The organism is Anabaena azotica FACHB-119 (assembly GCF_014697625.1).
Classification (GTDB): domain Bacteria; phylum Cyanobacteriota; class Cyanobacteriia; order Cyanobacteriales; family Nostocaceae; genus Trichormus; species Trichormus azoticus_A.
In genome coordinates, this window is the sequence record NZ_JACJSG010000043.1 from 56,720 (window position 1) to 75,485 (window position 18,766).

At 39.5% G+C, this 18,766-nt stretch carries 14 protein-coding genes and 1 pseudogene; 12 read left to right on the top strand and 3 right to left on the bottom strand.

Annotated elements, in window-relative coordinates:
* Window positions 1-86 precede the first annotated feature (86 nt).
* A complete protein-coding gene (locus H6G83_RS26010) occupies window positions 87-3,284 on the bottom strand; it encodes a glycoside hydrolase family 15 protein (protein WP_190477376.1) in 3,198 nt (1,065 codons plus the stop codon).
* A gap of 376 nt (window positions 3,285-3,660) precedes the next feature.
* On the opposite strand from H6G83_RS26010, the gene H6G83_RS26015 reads away from it, so the two are divergent.
* Both H6G83_RS26015 and H6G83_RS26020 read left to right on the top strand, forming a co-directional pair.
* Window positions 3,661-4,011 (top strand): four helix bundle protein, encoded by a 351-nt coding sequence (locus tag H6G83_RS26015; RefSeq protein ID WP_190477378.1) that lies wholly within the window; start codon window positions 3,661-3,663, stop codon window positions 4,009-4,011.
* A 288-nt stretch (window positions 4,012-4,299) separates the two neighbouring features.
* Window positions 4,300-5,307, top strand: coding sequence for a zinc-dependent alcohol dehydrogenase family protein (locus H6G83_RS26020; RefSeq protein WP_190477380.1), 1,008 nt, complete (start codon window positions 4,300-4,302; stop codon window positions 5,305-5,307).
* Window positions 5,308-5,391: 84 nt separating this feature from the next.
* Here H6G83_RS26020 and H6G83_RS26025 read toward each other — a convergent pair whose 3' ends face one another.
* A complete protein-coding gene (locus H6G83_RS26025) occupies window positions 5,392-6,393 on the bottom strand; it encodes a cyanophycin synthetase (RefSeq protein ID WP_190477382.1) in 1,002 nt (333 codons plus the stop codon).
* 699 nt (window positions 6,394-7,092) lie between these two features.
* On the opposite strand from H6G83_RS26025, the gene H6G83_RS26030 reads away from it, so the two are divergent.
* The 4 genes from H6G83_RS26030 to H6G83_RS26045 all read left to right on the top strand — a co-directional run bounded on the left by H6G83_RS26030 (window position 7,093) and on the right by H6G83_RS26045 (window position 11,132).
* On the top strand, window positions 7,093-8,952 hold the full coding sequence (locus tag H6G83_RS26030) for a diguanylate cyclase domain-containing protein (protein ID WP_190477391.1): 1,860 nt from the start codon (window positions 7,093-7,095) through the stop codon (window positions 8,950-8,952).
* Window positions 8,953-9,209: 257 nt separating this feature from the next.
* Window positions 9,210-9,428 carry a hypothetical protein gene (locus tag H6G83_RS26035; RefSeq protein WP_190477394.1) on the top strand — a complete coding sequence of 73 codons (219 nt, stop codon included), beginning with the start codon at window positions 9,210-9,212 and terminating at the stop codon, window positions 9,426-9,428.
* Window positions 9,429-9,683: 255 nt separating this feature from the next.
* A complete protein-coding gene (locus tag H6G83_RS26040) occupies window positions 9,684-10,580 on the top strand; it encodes a YihY/virulence factor BrkB family protein (RefSeq protein ID WP_190477396.1) in 897 nt (298 codons plus the stop codon).
* A 45-nt stretch (window positions 10,581-10,625) separates the two neighbouring features.
* On the top strand, window positions 10,626-11,132 hold the full coding sequence (locus tag H6G83_RS26045; RefSeq protein WP_190477398.1) for a DUF421 domain-containing protein: 507 nt from the start codon (window positions 10,626-10,628) through the stop codon (window positions 11,130-11,132).
* A 170-nt stretch (window positions 11,133-11,302) separates the two neighbouring features.
* Here the strand turns inward: H6G83_RS26045 and H6G83_RS26050 are convergent, their stop codons facing one another.
* Window positions 11,303-12,328 (bottom strand): CsgG/HfaB family protein, encoded by a 1,026-nt coding sequence (locus H6G83_RS26050; RefSeq protein WP_190477399.1) that lies wholly within the window; start codon window positions 12,326-12,328, stop codon window positions 11,303-11,305.
* 402 nt (window positions 12,329-12,730) lie between these two features.
* Between H6G83_RS26050 and urtA the strand changes: the two genes are divergently transcribed.
* The 6 genes and pseudogenes from urtA to H6G83_RS26080 form a co-directional block, all read left to right on the top strand.
* Entirely contained in the window at window positions 12,731-14,032 is a 1,302-nt protein-coding gene (gene urtA / locus H6G83_RS26055) for an urea ABC transporter substrate-binding protein (RefSeq protein WP_190477401.1), read from the top strand.
* A 250-nt stretch (window positions 14,033-14,282) separates the two neighbouring features.
* Window positions 14,283-15,443 (top strand): urea ABC transporter permease subunit UrtB, encoded by a 1,161-nt coding sequence (gene urtB / locus H6G83_RS26060; protein WP_190477404.1) that lies wholly within the window; start codon window positions 14,283-14,285, stop codon window positions 15,441-15,443.
* Window positions 15,436-16,572, top strand: coding sequence for an urea ABC transporter permease subunit UrtC (gene urtC / locus H6G83_RS26065; RefSeq protein ID WP_190477406.1), 1,137 nt, complete (start codon window positions 15,436-15,438; stop codon window positions 16,570-16,572). Before urtB ends, urtC begins: the two co-directional genes overlap by 8 nt.
* Window positions 16,547-17,293: an urea ABC transporter ATP-binding protein UrtD gene (gene urtD / locus H6G83_RS26070; RefSeq protein WP_190477408.1), complete on the top strand. Its 747-nt coding sequence runs from the start codon at window positions 16,547-16,549 to the stop codon at window positions 17,291-17,293. Before urtC ends, urtD begins: the two co-directional genes overlap by 26 nt.
* Before the next feature lie 276 nt (window positions 17,294-17,569).
* Window positions 17,570-18,268 carry an urea ABC transporter ATP-binding subunit UrtE gene (gene urtE / locus H6G83_RS26075; protein WP_190477410.1) on the top strand — a complete coding sequence of 233 codons (699 nt, stop codon included), beginning with the start codon at window positions 17,570-17,572 and terminating at the stop codon, window positions 18,266-18,268.
* Window positions 18,269-18,653: 385 nt separating this feature from the next.
* Window positions 18,654-18,766, top strand: a pseudogene (locus H6G83_RS26080) (photosystem II q(b) protein); the annotation flags it as partial.

The window sequence follows — 18,766 nt, forward strand, 5'->3', positions numbered from 1 at the left end:
ATCAGTTATCAGTTATCAGTTATCAGTTATCAGTTATCAGTTATCAGGTTATATTCACTGTTTACTGATAACTGACAAACTCTGCCTTACTTAACAAACTCTGTTAAGAACTTGAAGGCTTTGAGGATATAAGTGGCACATTCTTTGGGGGAGGTATTATAAAACGATCGCCATGCACTAGCTTTGTCTTCATCATAGCGATCGCCGCGTTCGGGATGGTTTTCTAACCAAGCCAAGCGTACAGCATGACCGATTAACACATCTAATACTATATATTCTTCGATTTGCAATTTGGGGTTTCTGGAAGCGATCGCCGCAAGTTCCATTAATGCTTCAATGTTAACTTGACGATATTCTGGCGCTTCGATTTTATTTAATAGATGTTCAATTCGTAAGGCAAAATTCTTTTCGCCGGGGGTCATTTCTGATAGCATTACCTCACTATCTAAACGATTGCGTCGTTCTAGTTTGTCACCGATAATTAATCCTTTGCAATGCTGCATAATTAGCCAAACTTGCTGGAAGAAATTTTTGGGGACGCGGTTTAATGCGCCTTCGGCTTGGCGGAAGCGTCGCCAACCACCAAGGGGAATTTCCATCTCTTCGTTAATTTCAGGTAACACCCACTCAATGTCAGTTTCTTTTTGTTTAACATGGAGTGATTCTTGCTGACGTAATAGCTTACTCATCCCTGGATAAGCTGTTAATACCTGATTTAACCTTGACTTGACTTCAAAAGGTGCAAGTTCCATCAAACGTTCATAGGCTTCATCTTGGGTAACATGCAATTCTTGGGCGAGTTCGCTGGTAATTAAGAGAATGAGATAACCTACTCTCAGGGTGAGTAGTCCTTGGAATGATTCAGGTTGGGATCTGATGAGATTACCGAGATAGATGAGGACTTCTTGAGTGAGGACGCGATCGCGGATATCTTCACGGCAGAAATTATTAATCTTATCAGCAATTTCATTATGGGGCATCGGTACGGAAATCAGCGACGCTTCACTATAAGCCCTACCCACAGCAATTTGCTTACCCCTAATCAAAATACTCGTCACTGCATCAGATAAGCCAATATCCACCATTTGGCGTAAACCAGCCGCCCGGCGTACCACAGCCCAAAAGCCCAACTCCCCGGCTTTGGTGTATACTTCATCCAGTAAATCGGCTACAGTCACCCTTTGCCCTGATTCACCAAAGCCTGTATCAAACTCCAATCCTTGCAATCGAGTCAAAGTCTGCAATAACTCAATTTGCTCATATAAATTTTCTGATGCACGCAAAGATGACAGCAACAAACCCAAGTTAGTCTCATATTCCACTTGAAATTCTTGGGTATGTCCTAACCGCCAATTCTTCTCAGGATGAAAAGCCAAGTAATAACAACGTTTGTTGGCATCCTGCACTGCTGACTGATAAAATTCCGCATCAGCCAGAAAATCAATTCTTTGGATAGCCCCTGTTAACATCAATTGATTCAACCGACCTAATTTTACCCCCACACCATTGCAGACACCATCTTTCAATTCCTGCATCAGTTCAAGTAATGCTTCCGAACCAGTTTCTAACATGGTATGAGTTAACATTAAAGTCAAAATTGGACGACCTAAATCACTCCAATACTTTTGAATATATGCCAGTTCGCTCCTAATTTGGTCTACTAAAAAATGGTAATCAAGGGTTAAATAAAACTGTTCTGCATCTAAAAATGAAGGGAGAAATACAATCGTCTCACCCCGGAGGCGGAAAATTCTCGATGTAGTTAAACTCCGCAACCGCCGCACCGGACGACCTGTCAAACCAAGTTTATCATTACGTCCAATTTGTGTATATATATTTGAAAGTTCGCTAGCTTGTCTAACTTGAATTGGTGCTACTTGCTTTGGTGTTTGAGTTTCAATTCCGTAAACTGCTAGATTTGCTTGTAAATCTTCATCTTCTGCTAACAGGGCAATTTGTACTAAAGCGTCCCGTTGTTTACCTACAGATAAATACCTCCCCAAAGGGTCAATATCTCCAACTGCTATTAAACCCTCACTCAACATTTGCCCCAGATAATATAAACTTTGCGCCCATACTAAGGGGACATTTTCATTAGGTAAACGGATTTGACTTTGGGGGTTTAACTTCTCAGCTTCGACATTTTCTGCGGGGACATAATACAATTCTGGTAAGAAATATAAACCTTCCCGTTCTACGAGTAAGGTTTGTAAACGCTCCTGGTAAAATTGGGCTTGTTGGCGATCGCCACGAAACAACCCATCAAGAAGTAAATAAGTAAAAAATAACGGCCATTCACATTCAATATGTTCAAATTGTTTGAGTTCCCAAGGTTCGTAATGCAGACGGTGCGTGTCTTCTAACACAGTTTGATGTCCATCACGCAAAAAGCGTTTGCAGCCGTATTGGCCTTGGAGTTTGTTGATAATATCGTTGAGGGTGCGATCGCGCAACTGCACATCTTCCACAGCAAACGCCGGATAGCTAATAATACTTAACAATGCCGCATCAATTTCTTTAGAAGCAGATTCTCTCGGTAATAACGATTCTAAGGTACTACGGGCGCGGGCAATTTCATCAGGTAAAACGTGAATCACAGATGCTTGACTACCCGACACACCAAATAAATCCAGTTCATTCATTGCTTCCAGTGCAGCTTTTGCCATCCCCACCGAACTGGCGTTTAACTCCACATTACCATGATTGATTTTATTTCCCCGTTCCCAAATCCCATAATCAGGGGTACGATAAGCCCGCCCGATGTAATAAACCAAATTCTGGACAAAATTGACTTCATCAATGGTATAAATTATCTGCAATCCTGAAGCGGTCATCTGTGCCAGCATCAGCAAAAATATAGATGTGGCATCTAATTGCAAATGTCCCCATTCATCATCCCCAACAACAATATCACCCGTAGCCGTGTTGTATTTGGCGTGTAAACCATCCAAAGGTGACTGAGTTTCCTTAAACCGTTCCACCTTATGCGCCTGACGCATCATTGCAAACAGCAACCCGCGCATCAACTTAATGACGCTGTGTTTCAACTCATAGGTGCGTCCCTTATCTTCATCTACCTTGCGGTACGCCAGCCCTAAACCCCAAACCGCCAAAATGCTGTAAACATTATCTCTCACCCAAGCATCTGTATAATCACCGTGGGCAGTGATAGCTGTACTTGCAGGTAGCAAACCCGTGATAGGACTTTGACGTGTCAAAATCACAGTTTTGATTTGCTGATAGTAATATTCCAGTCGAGTTTGTAGTTCGGTGGCTGTTTTCATCTTCTTAAATCAGTTATCAGTTATCAGTTATCAGTTATCAAGGCGCTCAAGTCAGTGAACAGTAAACAGTTATCAGTTAACGCCGATATAGTGGCAAGTTTAAACCTGACTAATGAATGCTTCATAACTGGTAACTGATAACTCGTATTACAGCTGAGTATGGTGAGGATTCCCTATTATCTCTTATTCGTGAGCCTTTGGTCACATTATATTCAGTTATCAGTTATCAGTTATCAGTTACCAGGGTATGCAAGTCTTGTTAACTGATAACCGATAAGAGAGGGTACTTTATTCTAAGTGTTATTACTAGAATAATTTGCTTAAAAAGGTGTAAGATATAACTTGCCAAAAATATATAACTTTTAGGCGATTGATTATGAATAGTTTAGTTTATGAGAAGGCGTATAAATTTGCTATTCGGATTGTTAAGGCATACAAATATCTTGCCGAGGAAAAGAAAGAATATATTATATCAAAGCAATTAATTAGAAGCGGTACATCAATCGGAGCCAATATTGCTGAAGCTAACGGAGCAATATCCCAAGCAGATTTTTCAGCTAAAATTTCCATTGCTTATAAAGGATGTTTAGAAACAAAATATTGGCTTTCTTTATTAAAAGATACATCATACATAGAGCAGAAAGCATTTGACAGTATTTACCAGGATGCCGACGAAATAGGAAAAATCCTCTTTTCAATTCTTAAAACATCAAGAATTAACCAATAATCATATAAACTGATAACTGACAACTGATAACTGACAACTGATAACTGACAACTGATAACTGACAACTGATAACTGACAACTGATAACTGACAACTGATAACTGATAACTGATAACTGACAACTGATAACTGATAACTGACAACTGATAACTGATAACTGATAACTGACAACTGATAACTGACAACTGATAACTGACAACTGATAACTGATAACTGATAACTGACAACTGATAACTGACAACTGATAACTGATAACTGATAACTGATAACTGATAACTGATAACTGAACATGAAAGTTTACGAGATTCAAAATAGTACAGGGATTGATGCACTGAAGTTAGGCGATCGCCCACAACCGCAACCAGGCCCAGGACAAGTTTTGGTGCAAGTACGGGCAAATTCTCTTAATTACCGGGATTTACTGGTAGTTGAGGGTAATTACGTTTCTATAAAGTATCCCCTGATACCTATGTCTGATGGTGCTGGGGATGTGGTGGCGGTGGGTGAGGGTGTGACGCGGGTGAAAGTAGGCGATCGCGTCGCTGGGATCTTCTTTCAAGACTGGATTTCGGGAACTTTAACTAGGGAGAAAATGAAATCCGATCTCGGCGGTGGGATTGATGGGATGCTGGCTGAATATGTGGTTCTCAATCAAGATGGTTTGGTAATATTACCTGACCATCTATCCTACGAAGCTGGGGCGACTCTACCCTGTGCAGCCGTTACCGCTTGGCATAGTTTAATCACAAAAGGCAATATCAGCGCAGATGATACCATTTTATTACTTGGTACTGGCGGCGTTTCCATTTTCGCGCTGCAATTTGCCAAAATCTATGGTGCGAGAGTAATTATCACTTCTAGTAGTGATGAGAAGTTGGCGCAAGCAAAACAACTCGGTGCAGATGAGACAATCAACTACAAAACGACTCCTGACTGGGAAAGAAAAGTTTATGAATTAACTGGGCGCACTGGTGTAGATCATGTGATAGAAGTAGGCGGTGCGGGAACTCTGCCAAAAACACTACAAGCCGTCCGCATTGCTGGACGTGTAAGTTTAATTGGTCTTCTATCGGGTAAAGGTAATGCCATTGATCCCATGCCGATACTGTTTAAAAGTTTAACAGTGCAAGGAATTTATGTCGGCAGTCGAGAAATGTTTGAAGCGATGAATCAAGTCATATCTCAACATCAACTCCAACCTATTATCGACCGAGTTTTCCCTTTCACCGAAGCCCCAGCCGCCTATAGCTACCTCCAAAGCGGCGCTCACTTTGGGAAAGTTGTTATTAGTCATTAGTCATTAGTCAATAGTCATTAGTCCACAGTCATTAGTCATTCTCCCTCATCTTACCCAGTCCCCAGTCCCCAGTCCCCAGTCTATTTAATCTTCTCCAGTGCTATCAACTTCCAAGGCTTTTAAAACTTTCAAATATAAATCTTCTACTTTCTGGGCTTGAGTATCGCCAATGGAAGCATAATGATCTAAGCCGGGAGCGCTGTTGACTTCAATAATTACATAATCCATCATTGGTCTGGTGATATCTGGAGTAATAACATCCAAACCTATTAACCTCAGTCCCATATCTTTGGCAATATTGAAAGCTAATTTCTTAAAGTCAGGATGAATAGTCTCAGTGAAATCTATAGCTTCGCCACCATTGGACAAATTAGCATTATCTAAAAGATAAATAATCTTTCCATTAGGTATAACGCTTTGCGAATTTAGTTTTTGTTTTTGTAATTTGTGTTTAATGCGCCAGTCATCTAAGTCGATTACTCTTTTACCAAAATTCTCAAAAAATACTCTCTGCTTGTATTGTATTAGCTCTAGAATAGTGGATTTTCCATCACCAATTACAGATAAAGGCAGCCTTTGATAAACGGCTATAACTTCATCATCTATGACAACTATTCTGTAATCTTTACCAGGATAAAATCTTTCAACAATTAGACCAGTACAAATTTTAAATATCTTTTTAGCTACTTGATAATACTCGGTTTTATTATGAATTTTAGCGACTAATTTACCTTGGCTAAGATTAATAGGTTTAATAAATACCGGAAATCCTAAACTCTTGGCGTACTCAAACCCAGCATCAATATTTCTAGAATCACCTATTTTTTCACATATCTTATCATTAAAAAATGTTTCTCCTTCTGTGACTTTATAACCAAAGTGCTTGAGGAAAAATTTAGAATAACCTTTATCTTTTGCTATTTCCGAAGAACCCAAACCATTGATATTAAACTTTGACCTAGTGAAGAAAACTTTCTTTCCATTTTTAAATGTAATATGTCCGACTAGCTCATATTCTGGCTCTACAACGACGACTGCACCAATTTGCGGAGCTATTTTTTGGATTATTGATGTTACTAATGGCATTTGATGATGAAAGAGTATCATTTGATGCGGAAATTTTAACTAACCAGTGGACATTGGTCAAGCTATAGTAGGGAACAGGGTACAGCTATGAACACACCCTCAATTTTTACATAGGCAGATATAGAACGCATACTTAATTTTTGAAATATACCTAACAGGACTTACGCAAGTGTCACAATTGGTGGTTGGTGCGTGACGCTACAAGTCTCATGACTACGTTCAAATCTTTTAAGAGCGTCACACACCCTACAGAAAAAATATGCCAGTTGCGTAAGTCCTACCTAAGCGTGCATTACTAGCTCTATCAATGTGACTAATAAAACGCTGATATTTCTCTGTGTGTTTTCCGTATCACCGTGGTTTAATAAATGATTTTTTACCACAGGTCACAGAGTAAAGAGGTGATAACAAAATACCAGTATAGCCAAGAAGTTATACAACAGACTCAGCAGAGGAGCTTGGTGATCCCGGTGGGTTTCAGTTGTGTAAAGGCTGGGTCAAGTCGCTACATTATGGGGATATGTATATTTTGTATAAGTTGCCACTTGCCTGCATATAAGCTGTTATAATGCAGCCAAAATATACGGCTACTAAGTATAAAAACGTATAATATAGAACTGAAATATGAAATAGATTTAAACCCTCCAACCTCCTACCTGATGACAATACTAAATATTCACACCGACCTACTTAGAGTCAATGGAGCCATTGATAAGCCTCATCAAAAAATGGACATATACACATAATCCTCATTACAGTTTCAGAAACCGATTGGGTTTGGCAATTACATCGACCATCTTAATTTTTTCTTTATTGCTGTCATGGATTGTTGGGCTGACAGCAGAAATTCAGATTAAAGCAGACAGTGGTAAGTTCATGGAGCAACTGGCTTATCAAATGGCAACCAGTCTAGCTGATGGTATGTTTGTCTATTATCAACAAATTCAGATTCTTGCCAGTTTGGATGAAATGCGAGATTTAAATAGTTCTGCTGCAAGTCAGAGGATGCTGTTAGAAAAACTCCAGCAGGCTTACACTGACTATGCTTGGATTGGTTTAACGAACCCTAACGGAATTGTTTGTGTTAGCACAGGAGGCATTTTAGAAAACAAGAATGTGTCTGAACGACCTTGGTTTAGTGAGAGTAAGCGTCATCCTAGCGTACAGGATGTACATGGAGCTAAGTTGTTAAGCAAACTTCTACCTAACCCCAAGTTTAATGGTGAACCTCTGCGCTTTGTAGATGTTGCATCTCCAGTGTTTGATTTTCAGGGGAATCTTGTTGGTGTATTAGGCGCACATTTGTACTGGCAATGGGCAGCGAACTTGCGAGATAATTTGCTGCAACCGCTCCAAGTTTACCGCCAAGTTGAAGTGCTGATTTTGTCTAACAAGGGTGAAGTGTTGCTTGCGCCTCCGCTTGCTGAAGACAAAGTAAAAGCTAATAACATGGATTTTAACTCCTCTGCTTTTAAGCTCAATAGGTTGAAAAGTGTTGAGGCTGCACAGCAAAATCAACGGGGCTTTTATGTAGAACTGTGGCCAGATGGAGAACTTTATCTGACAGGTTATGCCAAAAGCAAAAGCTATCGAAATTATCCGGGTTTGGGTTGGATTGTATTAGTGCGTCAGTCTGCCAAGCAAGCCTTTGCAGCAGCGCGATCGCTACAACAAACCATCCTTATCTGGGGTACGCTGATTGGTCTTGTTAGCAGCATCTTTGCTTGGTGTGCTGCTGGACGAGTGGTAAATCCGGTTCTCAAGATTGCCGATGTTGCTAATCGCATTCGGGAAGGTGAAGCAAATTTGCAAATCCCAATTTTTTCGGGAGTAGATGAGGTATCGAAGCTATCTAAGGCTGTGGCACAATTGTTTGCTCAGTATGAACAGCAAAAGAGTTTGTTATTGTCATTTAACCACAAGTTAGAGCAGAAAGTACAAGCACGCACTGTAAAACTTGATCAAGTTAATCAAAAATTACAACAGGAAATCAATGAACGTAAGCAAGCAGAACTGAAACTTCAACAGTTAAATGAAGAACTTTTGCGACTGACGATGCTTGATGGCTTAACGGGAATTGCAAATCGTCGTCGCTTTGATGAATATTTGATGCAAGAGTGGCAACGTTCAGCAAGAGAACAATTCCCTATTTCCCTAATTATGATCGATGTGGATTATTTCAAACGCTACAACGATTTCTATGGGCATCAGGCGGGGGATTTGTGTTTACAACAAATTGCTCAAACCTTAAGTAATGATGTTAAACGCTCAACTGATTTAGTTGCTCGTTACGGTGGTGAGGAGTTTGCTGTAATTCTACCCAATACAAGTTTACAGGGAGCTACTTGTATTGCAAACAGCATTCGTCAGAGTATTAAAAATCTGCAAATTCCTCATGCTGAATCCCAAGTCAGCCAATATGTAAGTCTCAGTGTAGGCGTTATGTCCGTTGTCCCTGTACCAAGCAGTTCGCCAAATCTGCTAATACAAACTGCCGACAACTTGCTGTATCAAGCAAAGCAACAAGGACGCGATCGCATTGTCAGCAAAAGTTTCTAACTCCTCAAAAACATCTTAATTGTCTTTTAGCAGTGGCGATCGCTTCGTTATTGATAATTAACTATAACTTCTGCTATTGGTATAAATTAAACACAAGAGCAATTCATCACCCAAGTTCAGTCTAAAATATATCCCTCGGTGTTGACAATTTTCAAATAATGGAATACCAAGGTGGCAGATCATAAAAAAAGGCTAGTAAATCTCTGAACAGAAATTTACTAACACCTTTACTGAAACTTTATACGGTTAAGACAATCATGCCACAAAATACTGACATCACAGCAAAAAATTCGGAAACTCAAGCAATTGGCTATAAACAGCGTTTAAATTCTTGGGCTATTGCGCGTTTACTTCCCGATACACAACGTGAGATTGTGGCTCGTTTTCGTAGCCGTTCTGATGCTGATGGTTATGTACAGCATTTACGTCAAATGATTCCTAATGCTTCTTTTACGGTTGTTTTTGACTGTCAGTAAAGAAGCAGCAATTTAAAGTTTGAGTATGTCTATAGCTAAGGGTTTAGGGGTATAAAGGGTGTAGGAGAAACCAAGTTATTTAATTTAAATTATGTATATAAATTTCCACCCCTAACCCTATAGCTACATACTTTAAAAAAATTATTCCTCCAGGTTGCTTCATAAGTACCCAAGGAAAGATGCCGTGACCAGACAAATCAGTATCAAATATATCAGGTGATAAAGCGGTATCTTCCGAGAAGGGAGACAGAAGAAATGAACTTAAAAGCGATTTGGCAACTTTTGCAAGAGGCGTTTCAAGAATGGAATGATGATAAAGCCTCACGTTTAGCGGCGGCATTAGCTTACTATACGGTGTTTTCTATCGCACCATTGCTGATTATTGTGATTGCGATCGCCGGCGCAGTATTTGGACAAGATGCAGCTAGGGGTGAAATTGTCAACCAAATTCAAGGTTTAGTTGGTAGAGAAGGGGCAGAATTTATTCAAACGGCGATCGAAAATGCCAATAAACCAAAGACAGGTACTATAGCTTCTATTGTTAGTATCGCCCTTTTACTATTAGGTGCGACTGGTGTTTTTACAGAACTACAAGACTCCCTCAACACAATTTGGGAAGTGCAACCAAAGCCTGGACGTGGTGTCAAAAATATTTTTCGCCAGCGTATCTTGTCTTTTGGCATGGTATTAGGTATTGGTTTTTTACTTTTAGTTTCTTTAGTAATTAGTACAGTATTATCAGCACTGGTAACTTATTTCGGTCATTTATTACCAGGTGTAGACTTGTTCTGGCAAATTCTTAACTTTGTTATTTCTTTTGTCATCACTACATTACTATTTGGATTAATTTTCAAAGTTTTACCTGATGTGAGAATTACTTGGAGTGATGTTTTAGTCGGAGCGATTATTACTTCAATTTTATTTTCTGTAGGTAGATATTTATTAGGTCAGTATTTAGGTAATAGTGGTTTTACTTCAACTTACGGTGCGGCTGGTTCTGTAGTAGTTATCCTCGCTTGGGTTTACTATACGGCGCAAATTCTCTTCTTCGGTGCTGAGTTTACCCAAGTTTATGCTAGGAGATACGGCAGACGCATTGTGCCAGATCGTCACGCCATGCCTTTGAAGAATACAAACTCTGGCAGAAAGTAGAAACTATTGACTATTGACTATTGACTAATAACTAATGACTAAATTATGAATTGGTTTTCTGTTAATTGGCACGCAGTTTTTGTGCCTAATATTAGTGTATTAGAACTAGTAATACGCGGCTCCTTGGTTTATTTGGCTCTATGTTCGGTGTTGCGTTTACTGCCTAGCCGACAGTTAGGTACTTTAGGAATTACCGATTTATTAGTAGTTGTGTTATTTGCTGAAGCTGCCCAAAATGCAATGGCAAGTAACTATACATCAATTACTGAGGGCGGGATTCTTGTAGGTACTGTAATTTTTTGGAGCTATTTTCTTAACTGGTTGGGTTACAAGTTCCCCACATTTCAGCGCTTCCTCAATCCCCCACCATTGCTATTAATTAAAAATGGTAAGACGATTGAACGGCATTTACAACAAGAACTAATTACAGAGGATGAGTTGAAAAGTAAGCTACGTCAGCAAGGGGTGGAATTTCTCACCGAGGTCAAGTTAGCATATATGGAAGCTGACGGCAGTATCAGTATTATTACGTCGGAGTCTAAGAATAACTAGTATAGCAGGGGACAGGGGACAGAGTTAAAAGTCTTTTGCTGTCTAAGTTTTTTCATTTCCTCATGTCCTAACTGTCTTGGCTATTGCTATATTTTCATTTTATGTTACCAAAAGATGAAGCGATCGCCTACTCATATCAACAGGCGATCGCTTCATCTTTACTATCAATTTTATTGCACTGGTTTAGCAATATCTCCTACTTTGAATTTGCCGCCGGAGGTAATTTTCCCAACACTGGATGTAGCATCTACCTCAACTAATTCAATCTTGCCTAATGGCTGGGTAATACTGCGAATAACTTTACCCGTGGTTGGATCTTTCACTTGTTTTGTCACCCTCTCAATTGAGAGTTTCATCCCGACTCGATAACCGTCTGATTTACCTTTATTTAAAATTACAGTATTTCCAGTGACATCAGCTACAGCAGCATTAACACTTGGTAAAGCTTTTGGTAGAGCGGCTAAATTGGCAGATTTGGTATTTAATTCAGTAATGACTTGATCAACAGCTTTCTCTGTTGCTAGGGTAAGTAATCTACCTTCATTACTAGTAGCAGCACCTCCACCAATGCCAAAAACACTTACTTGACTATCTGACTGACTATTATTACCATTGCCTTCAGCTACTAACAATATCTCGGCTGTGGTTGTATTTACTACCCGAATATTTAGTTTCACATAAGCATCTGTATCTCTCGTGGATGCGCCGATTCCTAAAAAGCCGCCTCCAGACTGCCGTTGTTGAATATCAAATTGAGTGACTGAGCCGATAATTACTGCTTCAACGCCTAAAATTCGACCAATTTGTGCTGCTGTACTTGCGTCAACTCTTCCCGAATCACCCAAATTTTGTTCTCTTAAGATAGCATCTATTTGGCTACGTTCAACTACAACAAAATTACCACCTTTAACTAATCTATTGACTAAAATGTCACTAACACCTTTGCTACCTCCAGGCAAAAATGATAAGTAACTGGGATTACTCACACTGCTAAAATCAAAGTCGAGGACAGCAATTCTCGCTTTTTCTGTAGTTGCTGATGGTGATTTTAGCTGTTGAGCTATTTGAATTTGGGTTTCCTGAGCATTTGCTTGTTGTAGGGTAATGCCTGAGTTGATTATTAAAGATGTAGCGATCGCTGGTACACATAAACCAAAAAATAGAGCTTTATTTTGACAAGACTGACTTTGATTCATCTGTTAATCCTAAATTCAGCAAATATTATGGCACTCTGTTTTTCTTGAGAAATTATACACTAAGAGCATCAGTAATTTTACGAAAAATCACAGTAAATAGGAAGTATTTATTACCAAACTTAAAAATGCTTTATTTTGGCTATTTTTGCTTTATTCAGAGATTATTGCTGACAATTGCTCTTATGGTTGCCCAGGCGGGAGTGCAAGCTATATACACTAATAACGTTAATACTCTATAACTTCGTAGTTTTACTTAATAAATGATTTTTTAGAGAAAAATAAAATTTAGTATCAGAGATAACAATTAAATGGTTAAATATCAAACTAATATCACAGTTTGAAGCTTGAGCTTGTGAATTTCTAGGAGCTAGCTGATTCATAAAAAGGAAAATTAACAAATATATGAGTAAACTTAACCGACGTAGGTTTTTGATTTACAGTTCTGCAACCATTGGTAGTAGTATCTTTCTGAAAGCTTGCGTTAATAATTCACCCAGCACTACCAACAGCCCAACAGCTTCGCCTGTGGCTGCTGCTAGTGGCGACACCATCAAAGTAGGTATTCTGCACTCCCTCAGTGGCACAATGGCTATTAGTGAAAAAAGTGTCGTTGATGCTGAAAAATTAGCCATCAAAGAAATTAACGCGGCTGGTGGTGTGTTAAATAAACAAATTGAAGCCATTATTGAAGATGGTGCTTCCAATTGGGATACTTTTAGAGAAAAAGCTAGCAAGCTGATTGATCAAGATAAAGTAGCTGTAGTTTTTGGTTGTTGGACTTCAGCTAGCCGCAAAAATGTTAAACCAGTCTTTGAAAGTAAAGACCATATGCTGTGGTATCCCGTACAGTATGAAGGTCAAGAATGTTCTAAAAACATTTTTTACACAGGTGCAGCCCCAAACCAACAAATTGAACCTTCTGTTGATTGGTTATTAAAAAATAAAGGCAAAGAATTCTTTTTAATAGGCTCAGATTACGTTTTCCCTCGGACTGCTAACAATATTATCAAAGCCCAATTACAAGCTTTAGGTGGAAAAACAGTTGGTGAAGATTATTTACCGTTGGGGAGTACAGAAGTTACGCCAATTATCACAAAAATTAAGCAAAATTTGCCTAACGGGGGCGTGATTTATAACACATTGAATGGTGATAGCAATGTAGCTTTCTTCAAACAGTTAAAAGGTGCTGGATTAACACCAGACAAATATCCTTCGATGTCGGTAAGTATTGCTGAGGAAGAAGTTAAAGCAATTGGCGTTGAGTATCTCAAAGACCACTACGCTGCTTGGAATTATTTCCAAACAGTAGAGAGTCCTGCTAATAAGAAATTTGTCGAAGCTTTTAAAAAAGAATATGGTGCTGACCGGGTAACAAATGACCCAATGGAAGCTGCATATATAGCCGTTTATTTGTGGAAGCAAGCAGTAGAAAAAGCTGGTACTCCTGACTTAGCTAAAGTGCGGGCGGCGGCTTATGGTCAAACCATAGATGCACCTGAAGGAAAAGTGACAGTAAATGCTAATCATCACATATCCAAAGTTGTGCGGATTGGTCAAGTCAGAGATGATGGTTTATTTAATATTGTCTATGCTACACCTGCGCCAGTTGAACCAGTTCCTTGGAATCAATTTGTAAAAGAGACTAAGGGATTTGCTTGTGATTGGTCAGATCCAGCTAAGGGTGGTAAGTACAAAAAAGCTTAATTAGTCAATAGTCAATAGTCAATAGTCATTAGTTTGAGTTTGGACTGTTGACTTTAAAATCAACATGAGTTCGATGAACCTCTCCCTCCCAACCTCCCTCTCTTTGTAGGAGAGGGAGGAGAAACGAAAAAATACCTCACCCCCAACCCCTCTCCTCGTAGGAGAGGGGTTGGGGGTGAGGTCAAAACAACGTTGGTCGAACTCACTTTAAAATCATAATAAAAAACAAGCTGACATCTGATGGAGAAAAATGTTAACTGGTTTCTTAGATGCTGTATTTAATGGAATTAGCATTGGTTCTGTCTTATTAATTGCGGCTTTGGGATTAGCCATTATCTTTGGCTTAATGGGTGTGATTAATATGGCTCATGGTGAATTGATGATGTTTGGGGCTTATACAACATTTGTTGTACAGAATGTCTGTAAACAATTGGGCGGATTTTGGGAAGGGATTTATATATTTTTAGCTTTAATCATCGCTTTCATTTTCACAGCATTTATCGGATTAATTCTTGAAAGGTGTGTGATTCGTTACCTCTATGGACGACCACTAGAAACTCTGCTAGCAACTTGGGGAGTCAGTTTGATTTTTCAGCAGTTTGTTCGTAGTGTTAATTGGGTCTTATTTATTGGCTTATTATTGTTTTCTCTATTGTTTTTTGGTGGTTTATGGTTTTTAAATTCCCGTACAAATTTAGAGAGGATACGTAACTGGGTTGTCGGGGTAATTTTCTGCCTATCTTTAGGGTTAACAATTACTACAGGCAATTTATTGAGTCAAACTTATCAGCTAGCAGTGACTCAACCTTGGTTTGGCGCACAAAATGTTGATGTCACTGCGCCTAGTTGGTTACAAACTGGGATTGCTTTAGGTGGTGTACAATTACCATTTGCTAGGTTATTTATTATTGCTTTGACAGTAATTTGTGTAGGAGGAATTTATATCTTTTTACAGCGTTCTAGTTGGGGATTAAGAATCAGGGCTGTTACACAAAACCGCAATATGAGTGCTTGTTTAGGTATACCCACTCAAAAAGTTGATGCAATCACTTTTGCTTTGGGTTCTGGTTTAGCTGGTGTGGCTGGGTGTGCAATTAGTTTATTAGGTTCGGTGGGGCCAAATACCGGACAAAATTACATTATCGACACATTTATGGTTGTGGTTGTTGGTGGTGTGGGTAATTTAGCGGGTACGGTTGTGGCTGCTTTGGTAATTGGTACAGCTAACTTTTTAATTGGTTCTGGAACTCTGGCTTTGTTATTTTCTCCTGTGAAGCCTCTAGCCGATTTGTTGATGTTTTTTGCAACCACAAGTATGGCTAAGGTGATGGTATTTTTGCTGATTATTGTATTTTTACAATGGAAGCCTGCGGGGATTTTTCCGCAGAAGGGAAGGACTGTTGATGCTTAATATCAAGTTCCATACACAGAGGCGAAGATTAATATTAATTGAGGTTGGGGTGGTGGTAGCGATCGCACTCTTCCTCATCTTGATTATGCCAGTAGTACTGTCTGAGTTTCGCTTAAATTTGTTGGGGCGATTTTTGTCACTGGCGATTGTTGCTTTAGGTATTGATTTGATTTGGGGTTATACTGGTTTACTCAGTTTGGGACATGGTGTATTCTTTGGTTTGGGTGGATATGCGATCGCCATGTACCTGAAACTGCAAGTCCCAGATGGTGAGTTACCTGATTTCATGGGGCTGTATGGTATTACGGAACTTCCTTGGTTTTGGCGACCTTTCTATTCTTTCCCCACAGCAGTAGCTGCTGTAATACTAGTTCCAGGGTTGTTAGCGGGATTACTAGGATATTTAGTATTTCGTAACCGCATTAAGGGAGTTTACTTCTCAATTTTGACCCAAGCCGCGACTATTGTATTTTTCAATTTTTTTAACGGTCAACAACAATTTTTCAACGGTACAAATGGACTGATAGATTTCACAACATTGTTTGGGAAAACTGTCAATGATCCGCAAACAAAATTGATTTTCTACACCCTGACAGTATTATTTCTCGCTGTTACCTACGGTATTTGTCGCTGGTTGACAAGTGGAAGTTTTGGCAGACTTTTAATAGCAATTCGCGACGATGAAAGTCGGGTAAGATTTTCTGGATATAACCCTACAGATTTTAAAACATTAGTCTTTGCAGTTTCTGGTGCGATCGCCGGAATAGCAGGAGCATTTTACACCCTGCAAAGTGGTTCTGTCTCCCCCAGAGCAATGGAAATTGCTTTTTCCATTGAAATGGTAATTTGGGTAGCTGTGGGTGGACGTGCTACATTAGTTGGAGCAATTGTCGGCACTTTATTAGTTAATTATGCCCGTGCTTTCTTCAGCGAACAATTTTCGGAAATTTGGCTATTTTTTCAAGGTTTACTGTTTTTAATTGTCGTGACAGTTCTTCCTGACGGCGTAGTAGGCTGGTTACGTCATCAAAACATTCCTATTTTCCCACGTCCTCAACCAATTTCTACCTATCCCAGCTTAGAAGCAGATCCAGAAGTACAACATGAACGCCAAAATCTTGGAAACTGAAAACGTCACTGTTAGTTTTGACGGTTTTAAAGCACTCAACCAGCTTAATTTTAGTATGGATGTAGGTGAATTACGAGTAGTAATTGGCCCTAATGGTGCAGGTAAAACCACATTTCTTGATGTGATTACAGGTAAAGTCCAACCCACAATAGGTAGAGTTTTATTTAAAGGAAAAAACCTCCGTTCTTTACCTGAACATCAAATTGCACGGCGAGGAATTGGGCGCAAATTTCAAACACCCAGAGTTTATCTCAACCTAACACCAAGGGAAAATTTAGAAATTACCAGCAACCGTAATAAAAATGTTTTCTCGACATTATTTAGTCGTTCTCATCCCAAAGAAAAGCATAGTTTTGAAGGATTATTAGCCACCATTGGTTTAACTGCAAAAGCAGATATTCCCGCAGCCTTATTATCTCACGGCGAAAAGCAACGTTTAGAAATTGGGATGTTAGTAGGACAGTCTCCCGACTTATTACTTGTAGATGAACCAGTCGCAGGTTTAACCGATGAAGAAACTTATAACATTGGCGAATTACTTTTAACATTAGCCCAGAGTCATTCTATTTTAGTGATTGAACATGATATGGAATTTGTGAGACAAATCGCCAAAAAAGTTACAGTGTTACATGAAGGTTCGGTACTCTGTGAAGGGGATTTTGCAGAGGTTCAAAATGACCCCCGTGTGATTGAAGTTTATTTGGGACAACAGCAGGAATAGATGAGGGAGTAGGGGGAGTAACCCACTGACAGGTGTAGGTTTTTTATTGGTGTTCCAAAAACCTTGGTTTTGGGTGTAAGGGTGTAAGGGTGTAGGGGTGTAGGGGTCAATAAAACAATGATTTTCTCGTTAGTTTTAGAGTCCTTACTCACTGCTAGATTAAAAACCTACACCTGTCAGGGAGTAACCCACCCCTAGCCCCTCCCAGGAGGGGAATGTATGGACTATGGACTATGGACTATGGACTATGGACTATTGACTATGGACTATTGACCAATGCTAAATATATCTAACCTTAACGTTTACTACGGTGAAAGCCATATTCTACGCAACGTAGATTTAACTGTACCCTCTGGGCAAATGGTATGCTTAATCGGACGCAATGGTGTGGGTAAAACAACCCTACTCAAAACTATTATGGGGTTACTCAAACCTCGCAGTGGTACTATTAATTTAGCCGGGAATTTAATCAACACCAAATCACCAGACCAAAGGGCAAAAATGGGAATTGGTTATGTTCCTCAAGGACGAGAAATTATTCCGCGTTTGACAGTTAAAGAAAATCTGCTGTTGGGATTAGAAGCTAGGCAAAAACAGACAAGAAAAGCAGAAATTCCTGAAGAAATTTTTAGTTTATTTCCTGTGTTAAAAACTATGTTGTCGCGGATGGGTGGTGATTTAAGTGGGGGACAACAACAACAATTGGCGATCGCTCGTGCTTTAATGGGACAGCCTCAACTTCTCGTCTTGGATGAACCCACTGAAGGTATTCAACCCTCAATTATCCTCGAAATTGAAGCAGCAGTCCGCCGTATCGTTGATACTACAGGCATTTCTGTCTTATTAGTAGAACAACACTTACACTTTGTCCGCCAAGCTCACTATTATTACGCCATGCAGAAAGGCGCTATTGTTTCCTCTGGTTCAACCGATGAACTCAGTCAGGATGTGATTCAACGGTTTTTAGCGGTTTAATTTATGGTATTCAGGACTTACGCACTGGCACAATAGTAGGATGCGTCAGATATGGAAAATCCTTGAATGTGTACGAAATTATTGGGGCTGACGCACCCTTCTGGCGTGACCGGACTAAAATGTGGCAATAGATTTGGGAAAAATTGAACGCAGATGAACGCAGATGAACGCAGATGATAGATTGGTATTGCACTATTTTAGTTTGGACAAGCCACTACAGTTAGTTTGATTATGACACTTGCGTAAGTCCTATCTATAACTTGCTCTTATATGACAGTTAAGTAAAGCTATAGTGATACACCTTTACAATCCGTTACAAACTCTCTAAGATAATATTCATAAGTAATTATTCCCGCGTACAAAACGCAATCGCAATCATAAAACTATGACAGCAACCTTACAACAGCGCCAAAGCGCCAACGTATGGGAGCAGTTCTGCAACTGGATCACCAGCACCAACAACCGCCTATACATCGGTTGGTTCGGCGTACTCATGAT

Excerpts from the sequence above, each read along its gene's own strand:
- H6G83_RS26010 (WP_190477376.1), bottom strand. The coding sequence starts at position 3,284 with ATGAAAACAGCCACCGAACTACAAACTCGACTGGAATATTACTATCAG.
- H6G83_RS26015 (WP_190477378.1), top strand. The coding sequence starts at position 3,661 with ATGAATAGTTTAGTTTATGAGAAGGCGTATAAATTTGCTATTCGGATT.
- H6G83_RS26020 (WP_190477380.1), top strand. The coding sequence starts at position 4,300 with ATGAAAGTTTACGAGATTCAAAATAGTACAGGGATTGATGCACTGAAG.
- H6G83_RS26025 (WP_190477382.1), bottom strand. The coding sequence starts at position 6,393 with ATGCCATTAGTAACATCAATAATCCAAAAAATAGCTCCGCAAATTGGT.
- H6G83_RS26030 (WP_190477391.1), top strand. The coding sequence starts at position 7,093 with ATGGAGCCATTGATAAGCCTCATCAAAAAATGGACATATACACATAAT.
- H6G83_RS26035 (WP_190477394.1), top strand. The coding sequence starts at position 9,210 with ATGCCACAAAATACTGACATCACAGCAAAAAATTCGGAAACTCAAGCA.
- H6G83_RS26040 (WP_190477396.1), top strand. The coding sequence starts at position 9,684 with ATGAACTTAAAAGCGATTTGGCAACTTTTGCAAGAGGCGTTTCAAGAA.
- H6G83_RS26045 (WP_190477398.1), top strand. The coding sequence starts at position 10,626 with ATGAATTGGTTTTCTGTTAATTGGCACGCAGTTTTTGTGCCTAATATT.
- H6G83_RS26050 (WP_190477399.1), bottom strand. The coding sequence starts at position 12,328 with ATGAATCAAAGTCAGTCTTGTCAAAATAAAGCTCTATTTTTTGGTTTA.
- urtA (WP_190477401.1), top strand. The coding sequence starts at position 12,731 with ATGAGTAAACTTAACCGACGTAGGTTTTTGATTTACAGTTCTGCAACC.
- urtB (WP_190477404.1), top strand. The coding sequence starts at position 14,283 with ATGTTAACTGGTTTCTTAGATGCTGTATTTAATGGAATTAGCATTGGT.
- urtC (WP_190477406.1), top strand. The coding sequence starts at position 15,436 with ATGCTTAATATCAAGTTCCATACACAGAGGCGAAGATTAATATTAATT.
- urtD (WP_190477408.1), top strand. The coding sequence starts at position 16,547 with ATGAACGCCAAAATCTTGGAAACTGAAAACGTCACTGTTAGTTTTGAC.
- urtE (WP_190477410.1), top strand. The coding sequence starts at position 17,570 with ATGCTAAATATATCTAACCTTAACGTTTACTACGGTGAAAGCCATATT.